This is a genomic window from Terrisphaera buseokensis (assembly GCF_047521145.2).
Lineage (GTDB): Bacteria > Verrucomicrobiota > Verrucomicrobiia > Opitutales > Opitutaceae > ER46.
The window spans coordinates 3,924,922-3,938,742 of record NZ_CM134186.1 but is presented as its reverse complement, the minus strand read 5'-3'; the positions used below and the strand labels follow the sequence as shown (position 1 = coordinate 3,938,742).

18 protein-coding genes are annotated in these 13,821 nt (G+C 64.6%); all 18 read left to right on the top strand.

The features are described 5' to 3' along the window. Position 1 precedes the first annotated feature (1 nt). The 18 genes from ACLJEU_RS14680 to ACLJEU_RS14595 all read left to right on the top strand — a co-directional run bounded on the left by ACLJEU_RS14680 (position 2) and on the right by ACLJEU_RS14595 (position 13,814). The gene (locus tag ACLJEU_RS14680) at positions 2-1,084 is read left to right on the top strand and encodes a flagellar biosynthesis protein FlhF (protein WP_414661697.1); all 1,083 of its coding nucleotides are present in this window, start codon (positions 2-4) and stop codon (positions 1,082-1,084) included. 7 nt (positions 1,085-1,091) lie between these two features. After that, entirely contained in the window at positions 1,092-1,319 is a 228-nt protein-coding gene (locus ACLJEU_RS14675; protein ID WP_414661698.1) for a hypothetical protein, read from the top strand. Positions 1,320-1,337: 18 nt separating this feature from the next. After that, positions 1,338-2,153, top strand: coding sequence for a sigma-70 family RNA polymerase sigma factor (locus ACLJEU_RS14670; protein ID WP_414661699.1), 816 nt, complete (start codon positions 1,338-1,340; stop codon positions 2,151-2,153). 70 nt (positions 2,154-2,223) lie between these two features. Then, positions 2,224-3,087: a flagellar motor stator protein MotA gene (motA, locus tag ACLJEU_RS14665; protein ID WP_414661700.1), complete on the top strand. Its 864-nt coding sequence runs from the start codon at positions 2,224-2,226 to the stop codon at positions 3,085-3,087. Between the two features lie 22 nt (positions 3,088-3,109). Next, entirely contained in the window at positions 3,110-3,934 is an 825-nt protein-coding gene (locus ACLJEU_RS14660; RefSeq protein WP_414661701.1) for a flagellar motor protein MotB, read from the top strand. Between the two features lie 8 nt (positions 3,935-3,942). Next, positions 3,943-4,194: a hypothetical protein gene (locus ACLJEU_RS14655; protein ID WP_414661702.1), complete on the top strand. Its 252-nt coding sequence runs from the start codon at positions 3,943-3,945 to the stop codon at positions 4,192-4,194. A 339-nt stretch (positions 4,195-4,533) separates the two neighbouring features. Then, complete coding sequence (locus tag ACLJEU_RS14650; protein ID WP_414661703.1) at positions 4,534-5,280, top strand: flagellar hook-basal body protein; 747 nt, start codon at positions 4,534-4,536, stop codon at positions 5,278-5,280. Between the two features lie 199 nt (positions 5,281-5,479). Continuing rightward, positions 5,480-6,262: a flagellar basal-body rod protein FlgG gene (flgG, locus tag ACLJEU_RS14645; RefSeq protein WP_414661704.1), complete on the top strand. Its 783-nt coding sequence runs from the start codon at positions 5,480-5,482 to the stop codon at positions 6,260-6,262. Next, positions 6,262-7,050, top strand: coding sequence for a flagellar basal body P-ring formation chaperone FlgA (flgA, locus tag ACLJEU_RS14640; RefSeq protein ID WP_414661705.1), 789 nt, complete (start codon positions 6,262-6,264; stop codon positions 7,048-7,050). The genes flgG and flgA overlap by 1 nt, the downstream gene beginning before the upstream one ends. Positions 7,051-7,054: 4 nt before the next feature. Beyond that, positions 7,055-7,723 (top strand): flagellar basal body L-ring protein FlgH, encoded by a 669-nt coding sequence (locus tag ACLJEU_RS14635; RefSeq protein ID WP_414661706.1) that lies wholly within the window; start codon positions 7,055-7,057, stop codon positions 7,721-7,723. A 45-nt stretch (positions 7,724-7,768) separates the two neighbouring features. After that, complete coding sequence (locus tag ACLJEU_RS14630; RefSeq protein WP_414661707.1) at positions 7,769-8,905, top strand: flagellar basal body P-ring protein FlgI; 1,137 nt, start codon at positions 7,769-7,771, stop codon at positions 8,903-8,905. A 3-nt stretch (positions 8,906-8,908) separates the two neighbouring features. Further along, on the top strand, positions 8,909-9,292 hold the full coding sequence (locus ACLJEU_RS14625; RefSeq protein ID WP_414661708.1) for a hypothetical protein: 384 nt from the start codon (positions 8,909-8,911) through the stop codon (positions 9,290-9,292). Continuing rightward, positions 9,289-9,786: a flagellar protein FlgN gene (locus ACLJEU_RS14620; RefSeq protein ID WP_414661709.1), complete on the top strand. Its 498-nt coding sequence runs from the start codon at positions 9,289-9,291 to the stop codon at positions 9,784-9,786. The genes ACLJEU_RS14625 and ACLJEU_RS14620 overlap by 4 nt, the downstream gene beginning before the upstream one ends. Before the next feature lie 26 nt (positions 9,787-9,812). Next, positions 9,813-11,225, top strand: coding sequence for a flagellar hook-associated protein FlgK (flgK, locus tag ACLJEU_RS14615; protein ID WP_414661710.1), 1,413 nt, complete (start codon positions 9,813-9,815; stop codon positions 11,223-11,225). Positions 11,226-11,236: 11 nt separating this feature from the next. Beyond that, positions 11,237-12,133, top strand: coding sequence for a flagellar hook-associated protein FlgL (flgL, locus tag ACLJEU_RS14610; protein WP_414661711.1), 897 nt, complete (start codon positions 11,237-11,239; stop codon positions 12,131-12,133). Between the two features lie 34 nt (positions 12,134-12,167). Further along, positions 12,168-12,635: a flagellar assembly protein FliW gene (gene fliW, locus ACLJEU_RS14605; RefSeq protein WP_414661712.1), complete on the top strand. Its 468-nt coding sequence runs from the start codon at positions 12,168-12,170 to the stop codon at positions 12,633-12,635. Positions 12,636-12,644: 9 nt separating this feature from the next. Beyond that, positions 12,645-12,890: a carbon storage regulator CsrA gene (csrA, locus tag ACLJEU_RS14600; protein ID WP_414661713.1), complete on the top strand. Its 246-nt coding sequence runs from the start codon at positions 12,645-12,647 to the stop codon at positions 12,888-12,890. Positions 12,891-12,935: 45 nt separating this feature from the next. Next, the gene (locus ACLJEU_RS14595) at positions 12,936-13,814 is read left to right on the top strand and encodes a flagellin (protein WP_414661714.1); all 879 of its coding nucleotides are present in this window, start codon (positions 12,936-12,938) and stop codon (positions 13,812-13,814) included. Positions 13,815-13,821: the final 7 nt, after the last annotated feature.

Below are 13,821 nucleotides of genomic sequence, written 5' to 3'. Positions count from 1 at the left end.
CATGTCGCACGCTGGAGAACATTTCGCGCCCGGGACCTACAAATTCACGGTCAAGTCGACCGAGGAAGCCGTCACGATCATCCGCGACCGCCTCGGCCCGACGGCCCGCGTGATCTCGGTGCGCGCCGTGGAGTCGACCGGTCTGAAGCGCCTGTTCGGCTCTCCGCGGCTCGAGGTCGTCGCGCAGGTCGACGCCGTGGAAGCCGCGAACGCGAGCGGCGACGCCGCCGGTTCGTTCGATGCCGTGTCCGCGGAGCTGGCCACACCGGATAACGGGTCCGAAACCGCACCCGAGGTTGCGCCCCGGTCCCGCCTCACGCCGTTTTCCTCGTCGCTCGGTCTCACCGGACTGTTGCGGCGCTCCGGCATCACCGAGACCGCGCTGAACCGCATTCAAGCCGGCCGGAACTGGAATGAACTCAACACGCTGCCGCTGCACCGCGCGCTCGCCGAGACGTCGCGGTTGCTGCGTTCGCAGGTCGAGGCGCGGACGGCCCGCCCGCCGCTGGCGCGCGCGGCGTTTCTGGGCGCGGCCGGGGTGGGGCGGACCACCGCCCTCTGCAAGTGGCTTTCGCAGGAAGTGTTTCGCCGCGCCCGTATCGGACATGTGGTGACGGTCGAGTTCGATCGTCCGAATCCCCTCGGGCCGCTGCCCGTGTTCAGCGAGGCGCTGGGCGTGCCGCTGGCGCATTTTCCCTGCGAGACCCAGGCCGCGGTGCCCGGCGGATTCGTTTACCTGGATCTTCCGGCGCTTTCCGTGCGCCGCCCGGCGGACAACGCGCCGATCGCGGCGTTTCTCGATCGCGAGCAAATCCGCGAGCGCGTCCTCGTGCTGAACGCCGCCTACGATCGCGCGTCGCTGCGCGACGCTTACGCGGCGGGCTGCGATCTCGGGGCGACGCACCTGGTGTTCACCCACCTCGATGAGGTCCCGCAGTGGGGCAAGTTGTGGGACTATCTTTTCGACGAGTCGATCGAGCCGCTGTTCCTCGCCACCGGGCCGTCCCTTACGGGCGACTGCGAAGAGGACGTCCCGGGCGCGATCGTCCGGCGCACGCTGCCTGACGACGACACGTCCGCCTGATCCAGCCATGAAATTTGTTTTCCTTTCCGGCGGCTTCGCCGGGTTTATCACCGCCGGGGCCGCCAGCTACTATGCCGGCCACCAGGCGGACCGCGTGCTCTTCGACGCCGCGGTGGGCTGCCTCGCCGGTTCCATGCTCTTCCGCTGGTTCTGGACCATTCTCGTTCGCGGTATCCGCGAAACCATTCTCGCCCGTCAGGCAGCTGCCGTTCCGGCCGCCGCAAAATCAAAGTAGTAACACACCCTCGATGTCATGAATACCGCCACAGTCACCACCCCGGGCACGGAAAACGCCGCGACCACCACCAGCAATACCGCCAACGCCTGGCGTGCCTACCAGGGCGTGTCTCCCGCCGCTCCGGTGGACGAGAAGGAACTGATCGAGCGATACCTGCCGCTCGTCCGCAACGTCGTCGACCGCATCAAGCTCAACGTGCCTGCGCACGTGGACGCCGATGACCTCTACAGCGTGGGCATCACCGGCCTGATTGCCGCGGTCCGCAAGTTTGACCCGAACCAGGGCAGCACCTTTGCCAGTTACGCCGCGATGCGCATCCGCGGTGCGATCCTCGACGAGCTGCGCCGCATGGACTGGTGTCCGCGTCGCGCCCGCGCCCGTTCGCGGAAACTCAAGAACACGATCAACGACGTGGAGCAGAAACTCGGCCGCGCCGCGACCGACGTCGAAGTGTATTCCGCCCTCGGCATCACGCCGAAGGAGTACGAAAAGTGGGTCGAAGAGGCGAAGCCGGTGACGTTTATCGCGATCGACCAGTGCGCGCACGGTGATGAAGGCGATGGGGCTTCATTGCACGAGGTCCTGGCCGACGACACGGACAAGACCGGCCGCGACAACCTGGAAAAGGCGGAACTGCTGCAACTTCTCACTCAAAGAATCAGCGAGTTGCCCGATATACCGAAGAAGATCCTAGCGATGTACTATTTCGAAAACATGCGACTGGCCGAGATTGCGGAGGTCTTTGACCTGACCGAGTCCCGTATCTGCCAGATCCATGCCCAGACCATTCTCGGACTCCGCGGATGGCTCCAGCGGGTGAAGGAGCGCTGAATCGTATGGCACGCCAACGTCACTCTGACCCTCCGGGCGCGGCTCGGCGGTGCCATAACCTCATCTCCCCATGCTGATCCTTGTCGGCGCAGTCATCGTCTTGGCCTCCACTCTGGGCGGCTTCATCATTGCCGGTGGCAATCCGATGGTGCTGCTGCACGTCTCGGAGTTCGTGGTCATCCTCGGCGTCGCCGCAGGCGTGCTGGTCATCGCCAGCCCGGGTCACGTATTGAAGGAGCTGATTCACAAGCTGCAGGCAGCGGTGGCAGGAAAGGTGGCGGGCGAAAAGGAATTCACCGATCTGCTCAAGCTGCTCTACGAAATTTTCATGGTCGGCCGGCGCAACGGCCTGATCGCGCTCGAGGAGCACATCATGGATCCGAAGAAGAGCTCGATCTTCCAGAAGTATCCGTCGGTGCTCAATCATCATGAGCGGCTGGAGTTCATCTGCAACGGCCTGAAGCCCGTCATCGACGGCAAGATCAAGCCGGATCAGCTCGAGGCGCTGATGGACGCGGAACTCAAGGCGAAGAGCGCCGAGGCGAATCATCCGGTGCATATTCTACAACTCGTCGGTGACTCCCTGCCCGGCATCGGGATTGTCGCGGCGGTGTTGGGCATCATCAACACGATGGCGGCCATCTCCGAAGGTCCCGAAAAGGTCGGCGAACGCGTGGCCGCGGCGCTCACCGGCACGCTCCTGGGCATCTGGGTGGCGTACGGCTTCGTGAATCCGCTGGCGAATCGCGTGCAGTTCAACAACGCCGGCGACGAACAGTTTTTGAAGTGCATCACGCAGGCCGTTTCCGGCTTTGCGAAAGGCCTGGCCCCGATGACCGCGGTGGAAGTCGCGCGTCGCTCGCTCGACAGCAATGTCCAGCCCGGCGCCAGCGAACTCGAGGCCACGTTGAAGGCGATGGCTCCAGCGAAGTAAACCCTCTCAACGCGCGACCAACATGGCCGGACACGGTGGAGCCTGGAAGGTGGCGTACGCGGACTTCGTCACCGCGATGATGGCGCTGTTCATGGTGCTGTGGATTTCCGCGCAGGATAAGGAAATCCTCATCTCGACGTCGCAGTACTTTCAGAATCCGTTCCGCTCGCCCATGGATGCCTCGTCCGGCGTCATGCCGTTCAACAGCAACAAGAGCTCATCCAACAACGCCGACGGCGGCCTCGACCGCAACAAACAGGTCCAGATGACCTTTCTTAATTCGGTGGCGGCTGATTTCTACCGGCTGCTCAATCTCGACGAGAGCATGGCCAGCAAACCAATCGATATCCAGGTCACCTCCGACGGTCTCCGGGTCACGTTGTTCGACCGGGCCAAACAGCCGCTGTTTGCCCGCGATTCCACCGATCTAACGGAATGGGGCACGTTCGTGCTGCAGGCGATGGCGTGGACGATCGAGCGGCACAAGTTCAACGTCACGATCGACGGCCACGCCGGGGTCAGGCCCGTCAGCAAACCTAGCTACGATAACTGGGATTTGTCCGCGGATCGCGCCAACGCCTCGCGTCGCGTGCTCGTCCACTACGCCGTCGACCCGCGCCAGATCGAGCGGGTCACGGGTTACGCCGACACCCGGCCGATCCCGGGCGAGACCGGCGCGGAATCGAACGAGCGCATCACCCTCAATCTCACGTTGACGGCCAAGAGCCGCGCGAAAGATGGCCCCGCGAAGGAGTCACCGACCAAGGAGCGTCCGCCGACCAAGGAAGGCCCGGGGCGTGAGGCGCTGCCGGGTGAGAAGGCTGCCGTCGTGACGCCGGCCCACTGATTTTATCCATGAAACCCTTTTCGCAGGGGAGACGATCCCTGCCGCTCGAGCCGCTTCGTCCCCCCGCGCAATTCGCCAGCGCTTTCGCGGCCCGCCACGAGCACGTGCGGGCGGTGGCACCGGGATCCGGCAGCGCGCCGGCCGCGGCGAGCGCCCAAGTCGAGGTGGTCAAGGAGGGCGATAAGATCGTCCGCCTGATCGTGAGCTGCGTCTGCGGCGAACGCGTGGAGATCGAGTGCCTTTATCCCGCCGGCCATTAAAGGCCGGAGGGAGTTGAATCGAAGGTTTCGACCGCCGCCGCACCGGTGGTTTGAACCGCCGGAACCGGCAGCCTTCCTGCCGTCGTTTGCCCACCTTGGCCGCAGGTTGCCTAACCTTGTGGCTACGAGCGCCAGCGAGTGGCCCGGGTCGAGAGGACCGCTCGGATTCACCGCCGTCCCGCTGACCGGCAATTCCTGCCGCTTCACGCCCGCTGGACCGTTTGGGGCTCATGGCAGAATTTTCCTTAAGAATTTCCGTGAAGTTTAATTCAAAGGAAATCAACGCTTTGAGCGGTGTCTGGCGTGGTGGGCATGCGGATGGCTTAAGGAGTCGTGACCATGAACATCGGACTCTATCAAAGCGCCTCGGCCCTCTCGGCATTGGAGCGTTGGCAGGATTCGGTGTCCGAGAACATCACGTCGGCGCAGACCACGGGTTTCCGCAAGCGGACGGTCAATTTCTCCACGGTTAACGCCGGTGAGTTGAATTCGGAGAAGCGCGGCAAGGCCGGTCACGAGACGGGCATGGCGATGAATTTCCCGAAGGTGAACTACGGGATCAATTTTCTGACTGGTGAAACGCAGCCGACGCGACGGGAGTTCGACGTCGCGATTCAGGGCGACGGCTTTTTCGAGGCTCAGCAGCCCGACGGTTCCAAGGTCTACACGCGCAGCGGCGAGTTCCATATTCGCGCTGACCGCACGCTGGTCACGAAGAACAACGCCGTGGTGATGGGCGACGGCGGTTCCCCGATCACGCTGGTGGCCGGTGGCGGCCCGCTGACGGTGAACGGCGACGGCACGATGTTCCAGGGCACCAACTCGCTCGGAAAACTTACGGTGAAGCGCTTTGCGGATACGTCCAAGCTGCTCCCCGTCGGCGGCGGCATGTTTCAGAACCTGGGTGACGCCCCGAAGACGGTCGACGAGCCCGAGCTGATGCAGGGCTACATCGAGGGCAGCAATGTCACGCCGCTCCGCGAGATGGTCGACCTGGTCCTGATTTCCCGCGCCTACGAGGCGAACCAGAAGATCATCAAGACGGTGGATGATCAGATGGAGAAGACCCTCAACGCGCTCGGTTGAACCGCCCCGACATGACTTTCCCTGGCAGACATCTGCAATCACGACTGACCGGCCGGACGCGCTCTGGAGGCGCTCCGGCCCCAGTCGCGGTGCGGCTTTTCCGCCCCAGCATCGCCAGCGCGCTGGTGAGTTCCTCCCTGCGGCAGTCTCTCGTCTCACGCGTTGAGACCGGTCTGTCGCGCAACCCCGCTCTCTCTCGATGAATCTCTCGCTCTATTCGGCGGCCACCGGCATGGAGGCGCAGCAGCTCAACCTGAACACGATCGCGAACAACCTCGCGAACGTGAACACCCCGGGCTTCAAGCGCAGCAAGATCGAGTTCCAGGATCTGCTCTATCAGAAGCCCCGCGAGTCGGGCACCGATTCCGGCGGCGGCAATCTCGTGCCGACCGGCGTCGAAGTGGGCAACGGTTCGCGCGTCGCGGCCACGTCCAAGGTGTTCACGCAGGGCCAGCTCACGAACACGGGCGAGAAGCTCGACATCGCGATTCAAGGCGACGGCTTTTTCGAGGTGCAACGGCCCGATGGCACGGTGGGTTTTACCCGCGCCGGTTCCTTCAAGCTGAGCGCTCAAGGTCAGGTGGTGACCGTTGACGGTCTGCCGATCCTCAGCGGGTTTCAGCCGATTCCGCCGGGCGCGACCAACGTCGCGCTCTCCGAGGACGGCCAGGTCACGGTGCAGAGCGCCAGCGGCACCCAGAATTTCTCCGTCACGCTCGCGCGCTTCGCGAACCCGTCCGGTCTCCGCAGTCTCGGTGGCAATCTCTATGAAGAGACCGCCGCCAGCGGCACGCCCGAAGTGGGGAAGCCGGGCGAGCAGGGGTTCGGTCGCACCGTGCAGGGTTACATCGAGGCCTCGAACGTGAACATCGTCGAGGAGATGGTGAATCTCATCGTCGCCCAGCGCGCCTACGAAATTAATTCCAAGTCGATCCAGACCTCGGACGAGATGCTGCAGAACATCGCGAACATGAAACGCTGATGAAGACGCTCACTCACACGCTCCGTCCGTTCCTGCTCCTTTCGATTTCCGCCGCGATCGGTTTCGTCGCTGCTTCGGGCCGCGCCGCCTCGAACGTCCTTCCGGTCGACGCCGCTCCCGTGGTGGCCGCCGATGACGCCGATGCCGCTCCGGTCCAAACGCCCTTCACGCGCGACCAATTGATCGGATCGCTCACGCGGTCGATCGCCGCGCATTTCAATCTCGAAGGTGAACTGCAGATCGAATTGCAGCGCGCCTGGGTGCTGCCGTCCCGGCTGGCGGCCAGCTGGGAACTGACGGTGGTGGAATTTCCGACCACGGTGACGGGCACGATGATGGTGCGCTGCCGCCTCGCGGCTGATGGCGCGGCGGTCAGCGATGCGAGCCTCGTGCTTCGCGCGCAACTCTGGCGCGATGTGTGGGTGACGCGGCAGCCGCTGGTCACCGGTAGTGCGTTCGATGCTTCGGCGCTCGAGACGCGCCGCGTTGACACCCTGCGCGATCGCGAAGCCCTGCCGGCGTCCGTCGGCGACCGCACCTACATTTTTGCCCGCGGCGTATCCGCCGGCCGCATGCTCACCTGGCGCGATGTCGCCCGCCGTCCGCTGGTGCGGAAGGGTGACACGGTGGAAGTGTCCGCGGTCGACGGCCCGCTGAGCGTGACCATGAAGGCCACCGCGCTGGAAAACGGCGCGCAGGGCGAGACGGTCACGGTCCGCAATCCCGAGTCCCGCAAGATTTTTGCCGCCCTGGTGGTCGACGAGAACCGCGTGCAGATCCGCTTCTAATCCGATGTCCACCTCACGCCATCACCGTAAGTCCAGCGACAAGGCGCCGCTTCACGCCGCCCTCGGCTTCGCTGCGTTCGCCCTGTTCGTGCTGCTGCTGACGGTGTTCGTGCCGGCGGCGCGGGCGGATTCGCTGTGGAGCTCAGCCGGTCAGACGGGCAAGAGCATGTTCGCCGACCGCAAGGCGTCGGCCAAGGGCGACATTCTCACCATCATTGTCGCGGAGTCGGCGGTGGCCCAGAGTTCGCAGAACAAGAAGTCCACCCGCGATTCCTCGCTCGAGGATGCCATTTCCCGTTTCGTCTATTCCGGCACCGGCTTGCACAAGGGCCAGCTCCCGGGCACCAGCGCCACCGGCACGTCGTCGTATTCGGGCGGTGGTGACGTAAGCAATACTCAGACGCTATCAGCCCGCGCCGCCGTGCAGGTCACCGATGTGCTGCCCAACGGCAACCTGGTGATCGAGGGCGTGCGTGTCGTGAGCTTCTCCGGCGAGACCCAGTACGTCGTGTTGCGCGGCATCGTGCGTCACGACGACATCGCCCGCGACAACAGTGTCATCTCCACCAACATTGCCGACGCCCGCGTCGAGTTCCACGCCGAGGGGGCGCTGACCGATGCGCAAAAGCGTGGCTGGCTCGCCAAGATCTACGAACGCCTCAGACCGCTCTGATCCCTTTTCTCGCCCGTAGGATTTACGGAACGGATTCCGCCGAACATGATGTTCACCTCTTTCAGTCTCTCTCTTTCCCGCCTGGCCCGGCGCGTCCTGACGCTGGCCGTCGTCGGCGGCTGGGCGCTCAGCCCGGTGCAGGCCTCGCGCTTGAAGGACCTGACGATCATCGAGGGCGGCCGCGACAATCAACTGGTGGGCTACGGCCTGGTGGTCGGTCTCGCCGGTGACGGTGACAGCAATGCCATCGCGACGCTGCGCAGCGTGGCCAATCTCCTCCAGCGTTACGGACTCACCGTCAATGCGTCGGATCTCAAGGCCAAGAACGTCGCTGCCGTCATGCTCACCACCGAAATCGGTGCGTTCATGAAGTCCGGCTCGCGCATCGACGTGAATGTCGCCTCGATGGGCGATGCGAAATCGCTGCAGGGCGGCGTGCTGCTGCAGACACCGATGCTTGGTGCCGACGGCCGCGTGTATGCCGTGGCCCAGGGCCCGGTTGCCATCGGCGGTTTCCTCGGCGGAGCGGGTGGGGCAGGTGGGTCCACCGTGCAGAAGAATCATCCGACCGTCGGCAACATCTCCAGCGGCGCGATCGTGGAGCGGGAGATTCCCGCGACGTTCGTCCGCGAAAACGTCGTGCGGTTGCTCCTCCACAATCCCGACTTCACCTCCGCGGCTCGCATGGCCGAGGCGATCAACACCAAGTGGCAGGGTTCGGCGAATGCCACCGATGCTGCGACGATCGCCGTGACGCTCCCTGCGAGTTACCGCGGCCGTGACGTCGCATTTCTCGCCGACCTCGGCCAGATCGAATCTGCGCCCGACACGCTGGCCCGCATCGTGATCAACGAGCGCACCGGCACGATCGTCGCGACCTCCACGGTTCGCTTGTCCCAAGTCGCGATCGCCCACGGTTCGCTGACCATCACGGTCAGCTCGAACGTCGGCGTCAGCCAGCCCAATGCGTTCAGCAGCGGCGGTCAGACGGCCGCGGTGCAGAGCACGCAGACGAACGTCAACGAATCCAAGGGCGGCTTTCAGATCATCAACGAGCCGCCGACCATCGAGCGTCTCGCCGCCGCCCTCAACGCGCTCGGTGTCTCGACGCGCGAGATGATGGCCATCTTCCAAACGCTGAAGCGTTCCGGTGCGCTGCAGGCCGAACTCGTCATCAACTAAGTCGTGAGCGTTTCACCCATCACTTCCCAACCGAGCGCCCCGAGCGGGCCGTTCAACGCGAGCGCGATGCGCAACGCGACGCCGGCGACCCAACGCGCCGCCGTGGCCGCGCAGTTCGAAGCCATCCTCGTCCGCCAACTCCTCGGCAAGACGATGACGTCGATGCTGGGTGGTGCCGAGGGCGGCGCGTCCGCCAGCATCTACGGCGACATGCTTTCCGACACGGTTGCCCAGCAGCTTTCCGCGGGCCAGGGCCTCGGGCTCGGTCGCTACCTGCAGCAGCAACTCACCCCGCGCGGGGAAAAGACGGAGGCGGCCGCCGACGTTTCAACACCCACTTCGCCTCGCGCCAGCACCGCTTCATCCGCAACGCCTCTCTCCTCATGAGCAAACCCTGGGAATTCATCGCTCAATGCCTTCGCGCTGAGCTCGCCGATTACGGCGCCCTGCTGCACCTGTTCGAAAACCAGCAGCGCAGCCTGTTCGAGCGCAACCCGGATGCCGTGTTGAATTTCGCCACGGAGATCGAGGTTCAGGTGCGGTCCGTCGCCGACAGCCGCGGCCGCCGCGAGCAGGCCGTCGCCGAGTTTGCCACCGAGAACGGCGTGTCGCCCGCGTCGTCGTTGCGCTCCATGCTCCCGTTGATCGAGAACGACGCGCGTCCGCTCATCGAGGCGTTGATCAGCGAAGTGAATCTTTTGTTGCACCGCGTTCGCCGCACCAGCCGGCACAATCACACGATGCTGTCGCGGGCGGTCGAAATGCACCAGGACACGCTGCAGCAGCTGCGCCCGCAGGCGTTCACCAAGACCTATTCCCCCGCGGGCCGCCTGGCGGTTTCCATCGGGAGCACGCCCGGCACGCTGCGCGCGGCAGGCTGAACGAACGTTCTCAAACCGCTACCACCATGGCCGGCCTCTATTCCAGCATCAACGCGACCGTCAAAGCGCTCTCCGCGCAGAGCCGGGCGTTGGAAATCACCGGGAAGAACCTGGCCAACGTGAACAACCCGAACTACGCGCGGCAGCGCGTGCTGTTCGGTGATCGCGGCACGATCATCACGCCGCAGGGCGCGGAGAGCCTCGGACTCGAAGCGCTCGGCGTTGAACAGGTGCGCGACTTTCTCCTCGACGGCCAGGTGTTGCGGGAGATCGCGATCCAGTCCTCCTTCGAGGCCGAGCAGGCGGGGTACCAGCGCGCGCAGGCCGGACTCGGCCAGGGCATCGACCGCGCGGCCGGAGCGAACGAACTCAACGGCGGCGTCGGCGGCGGCATTGCCGGGGCGATCGACGGTTTCTTCAACGCGTTCCAGAGTTTCGCGGCGCGGCCGACGGACGATGGCGAACGCCAGACTCTTTTGCAGAAGGCCGGCATTCTCACGGATCGTCTCCAACTTGCGGATGCGCGCCTGGTGCAGGCCCAGAGCGATCTCAACGCCGAGATCGACACCGACGTCTCCGAGGTCAACGGCCTCCTCGATTCGGTCGCCGAACTGAACAAGCAGATCAGCCGCCTCGAGGTGAACGCCCCGGGTTCCGCGGTCGACCTGCGCGACCAGCGCGAGGCGCAGCTCGAGAAGCTCGCCGCCAAGCTGCCGATCGAGGTGCGCGAAACCGCCAGCGGCCAGGTGCAGGTCGTGGCCAAGGACGCCTCCAACGCGGACGTGATGCTGGTCGATGCGGGCAACGTGCAGGGCACGGTGGCTTTCAACGGCACGCAAATCACCGCGGGTTCCCCGGCGACGGTGCTGGGTCTCTCCGGTGGATCGATTCATGGCGCCCTGACGGCGCGCGACGGCGCCATCCAGACCCTGCGCGACGATCTTGATGCCCTTGCCGAGCAGTTCGTCACCGCGGTCAACACCGCCTACAATCCGACGAACTTGACGGGGGATTTCTTCGTCGCGTCCGGTACGACGGCCGGGACGATCTCGCTCGTGGGCACGCTCACGGCGTCGACGCTGAAGGCCAGTGACGGCGGTCCGGCCGGCGACAATTCCGTGGCGCTCGCCATCGCGCGGTTAGCCACCACGTCATTCTCAACGGGCGGAGGCGACGCCATCGACGGTTCGTTCTCCGGCTTCTTCAGCAAAACGGTCAGCAAGCTCGGCCAGGCCCTGGCCGACGCCAACACGCGCGTCGAGGACCAGACCAACATCGAGCGCCTCGTGCGCGGTCAGCGCGATGCCGTCAGTGGTGTCTCCCTCGACGAGGAGATGGCCGATCTGTTGAAGTACCAGCGTTCGTTCCAGGCGTCGTCGCGCGTCTTCACGGTGCTCGATGAGCTCCTCGACAATGTCGTCAACCGGATGGGCGTCTAACGTAACTCCCCATGAGACTCACCAGCAATACGCTCTCGGAAAACATCATTCGCCAGATTCAGGCGCTCGGCGCGCAGCAGGCGAAACTGCAGACGCAGGTGGCGACGGGACAGCGCATTTTCCAGCCCGAAGACGACCCGACCGCCGTGGGCCGCGTGCTCGGGCTCGAAAGCAGCCGCCGCGAGATCACGCAGTATCTGCGCAACGCCGACCGCGCGCGGGAGATCAGCGAGACGTCGTTTTCCGGTTTGCAGCAGCTGAAGCGCGTGTCCGATCGCGCGACGGAAATCGGCACGCTCGGCAGCGGTGCGATCAGTCCCGAAGCCGCCGGCGCTTATGCGTCCGAGGTCGATCAGATGATTGAGCAGGCATTGCAGGTGGCGAACGGCAAGCTGCGCAACGATTACATGTTTGCCGGCACCGCCGTCGACACGCCGCCGTTCACCGCGACCCGCGATGCGAACGGGAAGGTGACCGGCGTCACCTACGCCGGCAACTCGCAGCGCGCCGCGATCCAACTTTCTGAAAGCGCAAGCGTCACACCCAGCACGACTGGCGCAACCAACACCGGCATCGGCAATTTTCTCAACGAGCTCGTCGCCCTGCGCGATGCGCTCACGGTGAACAACTCGCCCGCGGTCGTCACGGCCCAGACCGCCCTCATCGCGAGCGAGGATGTGCTCGTGTCGTCACTCGCCGAGCACGGCGGCGTGCAGATGCGCATCGAGGCGAACCGCTCCCAATTGCTGGATCGTTCCGAGGGCCTCGAGAAGCTGATTTCGTCCGAGGCCGACCTCGATCTGCCGACCACCATCGTGAAATTGAACCAGAGCCAGACCGCCTACCAGGCCGCACTTTCTTCGTCGGCCAACATCATGCGGCTGTCCCTGCTCGATTATATCCAGTAACATCCCACCGCGACCCCAACCTTTTCCCGGAATCATGAAAGTCCTGCCTGAGCTCTATCCGACCGACCTCGACATCTCCCCGGCCAACCAACTCGAGTTGCCCCAGGGGCTGATCGGCTTCGCCCACTACAAGCGTGCCGAGCTGCTTTATCTGCCGGACCATCTGCCGTTCCTGTGGATGAAATTGTACAGCGAGGTCGACGACCTCCACTTCATCGTGATTGAGCCCGGCGGGATTGTGCCCGGCTATGAGCCTGAGATCTTCGACAACGATGCCGAGCAGCTCGATCTCCGCGATCCGGCCGAGGCGATGATTCTCAACATCGTCACACTTCGCCGGCAAAACCCGGTCGAGGCCACCGCCAATCTCATCGGGCCGCTGGTCGTCAACCGCCGCACCCGGATCGGGCGCCAGCTCGTCATCTCGAACTACTCGCGCTACAGCGCGAATCACCCCCTCGTCGAAAACTCGCAGGCGCCCAAGTTCGCCCGCACAGCCTGAGCCATCGCCATGCTCGTTCTATCCCGCCGCGTCAACGAGGCGATCGTCATCGGTGACAACATTGAGATCCGCATCACCCGGATCGAGGGCGACGTCGTGAAAATCGGCATCGCTGCTCCCCGCGACATCGCGATCTTCCGCAAGGAAGTCCTCGCCGACATCGCCGCGAGCAACCAGGCCGCCGCCGTCCGCAACGGCAAGCCCGGTCCGCTCCCCATCTTCCCGCAAAAGCCCGTGGCAGCCCCCAAGCCCTAAGCTCACGGATTCCCGCCTCCGCCAACCTTTTTAAAATCCACCGCCATGAGCGTCATCAATACCAACATCCAAGCCATCGCCGCCGCCCGCAACCTGAACGCCTCCCAGGAGATGCTGGGCCGGTCGCTGGCGCGCCTGTCCTCCGGTTCCAAGATCGTCAACCCGTCGGACGATGCCGCCGGTCTCGCGGTGTCCGAAAAACTCGACGCTCAGAACCGCCGCGTGCGCGCCGCCACGACCAACGTGCAGAATGCCGTCTCCTATGTGCAGACGGCCGACGGCTTCATGGGAGGCATGACGAAGATCCTGTCGCGCATGAGCGAGCTCGCCATCCTGGCGAAGGACGTCACGAAGAATCCGACCGACATCGCCCTTTACCAGCAGGAGTTTTCCGCCCTGCAGGACCAGCTGCGCGACACCATCGGCGGCACCACGGCCGAAATTGGCGGGGCCGTCGATGTGGATACGCCACTCGGCGCCTTCAACGGCATCACCCTCTTCGGATCCAATTCGACCGGCCTGACGGTGACCATCGGCCAGGCCGTCGGTCAGGACATGACGATCCCCGAGTCGAATCTGCGCCAGGGCGCGATGCTGAACATCATCGGCCAGGACGCCTCCGGCGCCTACACCATCGGGATCACGGACATTGGCGCGATCGGCGACATCACCGACGCGATTCAGCAGGTGGCCACCGAGCGGGCGTCGCTCGGTGCGTCGCAGTCCCGCCTCGAGCTGGCCGCGACCACGCTGCAGGTTGAATTCGAAAACCTCGGTTCCGCCATCTCGCGTATCCGCGACGTGGATGTGGCCGAGGAGTCGACCCAGTACGCGAAGTACAATATTCTGGTCCAGTCCGGCACGGCCATGCTGGCGCAGGCGAACCAGACCCCCAACACCGTCCTGCAGCTGCTGCAGCGGTAAGCGTTCA

What these genes read in the sequence shown, in the direction of transcription:
- ACLJEU_RS14670 (WP_414661699.1), top strand. Translation starts at nt 1,338, where the DNA reads ATGAATACCGCCACAGTCACCACCCCGGGCACGGAAAACGCCGCGACC.
- ACLJEU_RS14635 (WP_414661706.1), top strand. Translation starts at nt 7,055, where the DNA reads ATGTCCACCTCACGCCATCACCGTAAGTCCAGCGACAAGGCGCCGCTT.
- ACLJEU_RS14595 (WP_414661714.1), top strand. Translation starts at nt 12,936, where the DNA reads ATGAGCGTCATCAATACCAACATCCAAGCCATCGCCGCCGCCCGCAAC.
- flgG (WP_414661704.1), top strand. Translation starts at nt 5,480, where the DNA reads ATGAATCTCTCGCTCTATTCGGCGGCCACCGGCATGGAGGCGCAGCAG.
- flgA (WP_414661705.1), top strand. Translation starts at nt 6,262, where the DNA reads ATGAAGACGCTCACTCACACGCTCCGTCCGTTCCTGCTCCTTTCGATT.
- csrA (WP_414661713.1), top strand. Translation starts at nt 12,645, where the DNA reads ATGCTCGTTCTATCCCGCCGCGTCAACGAGGCGATCGTCATCGGTGAC.
- fliW (WP_414661712.1), top strand. Translation starts at nt 12,168, where the DNA reads ATGAAAGTCCTGCCTGAGCTCTATCCGACCGACCTCGACATCTCCCCG.
- ACLJEU_RS14680 (WP_414661697.1), top strand. Translation starts at nt 2, where the DNA reads ATGTCGCACGCTGGAGAACATTTCGCGCCCGGGACCTACAAATTCACG.
- flgK (WP_414661710.1), top strand. Translation starts at nt 9,813, where the DNA reads ATGGCCGGCCTCTATTCCAGCATCAACGCGACCGTCAAAGCGCTCTCC.
- ACLJEU_RS14655 (WP_414661702.1), top strand. Translation starts at nt 3,943, where the DNA reads ATGAAACCCTTTTCGCAGGGGAGACGATCCCTGCCGCTCGAGCCGCTT.
- ACLJEU_RS14675 (WP_414661698.1), top strand. Translation starts at nt 1,092, where the DNA reads ATGAAATTTGTTTTCCTTTCCGGCGGCTTCGCCGGGTTTATCACCGCC.
- flgL (WP_414661711.1), top strand. Translation starts at nt 11,237, where the DNA reads ATGAGACTCACCAGCAATACGCTCTCGGAAAACATCATTCGCCAGATT.
- ACLJEU_RS14660 (WP_414661701.1), top strand. Translation starts at nt 3,110, where the DNA reads ATGGCCGGACACGGTGGAGCCTGGAAGGTGGCGTACGCGGACTTCGTC.
- ACLJEU_RS14650 (WP_414661703.1), top strand. Translation starts at nt 4,534, where the DNA reads ATGAACATCGGACTCTATCAAAGCGCCTCGGCCCTCTCGGCATTGGAG.
- motA (WP_414661700.1), top strand. Translation starts at nt 2,224, where the DNA reads ATGCTGATCCTTGTCGGCGCAGTCATCGTCTTGGCCTCCACTCTGGGC.
- ACLJEU_RS14630 (WP_414661707.1), top strand. Translation starts at nt 7,769, where the DNA reads ATGATGTTCACCTCTTTCAGTCTCTCTCTTTCCCGCCTGGCCCGGCGC.
- ACLJEU_RS14620 (WP_414661709.1), top strand. Translation starts at nt 9,289, where the DNA reads ATGAGCAAACCCTGGGAATTCATCGCTCAATGCCTTCGCGCTGAGCTC.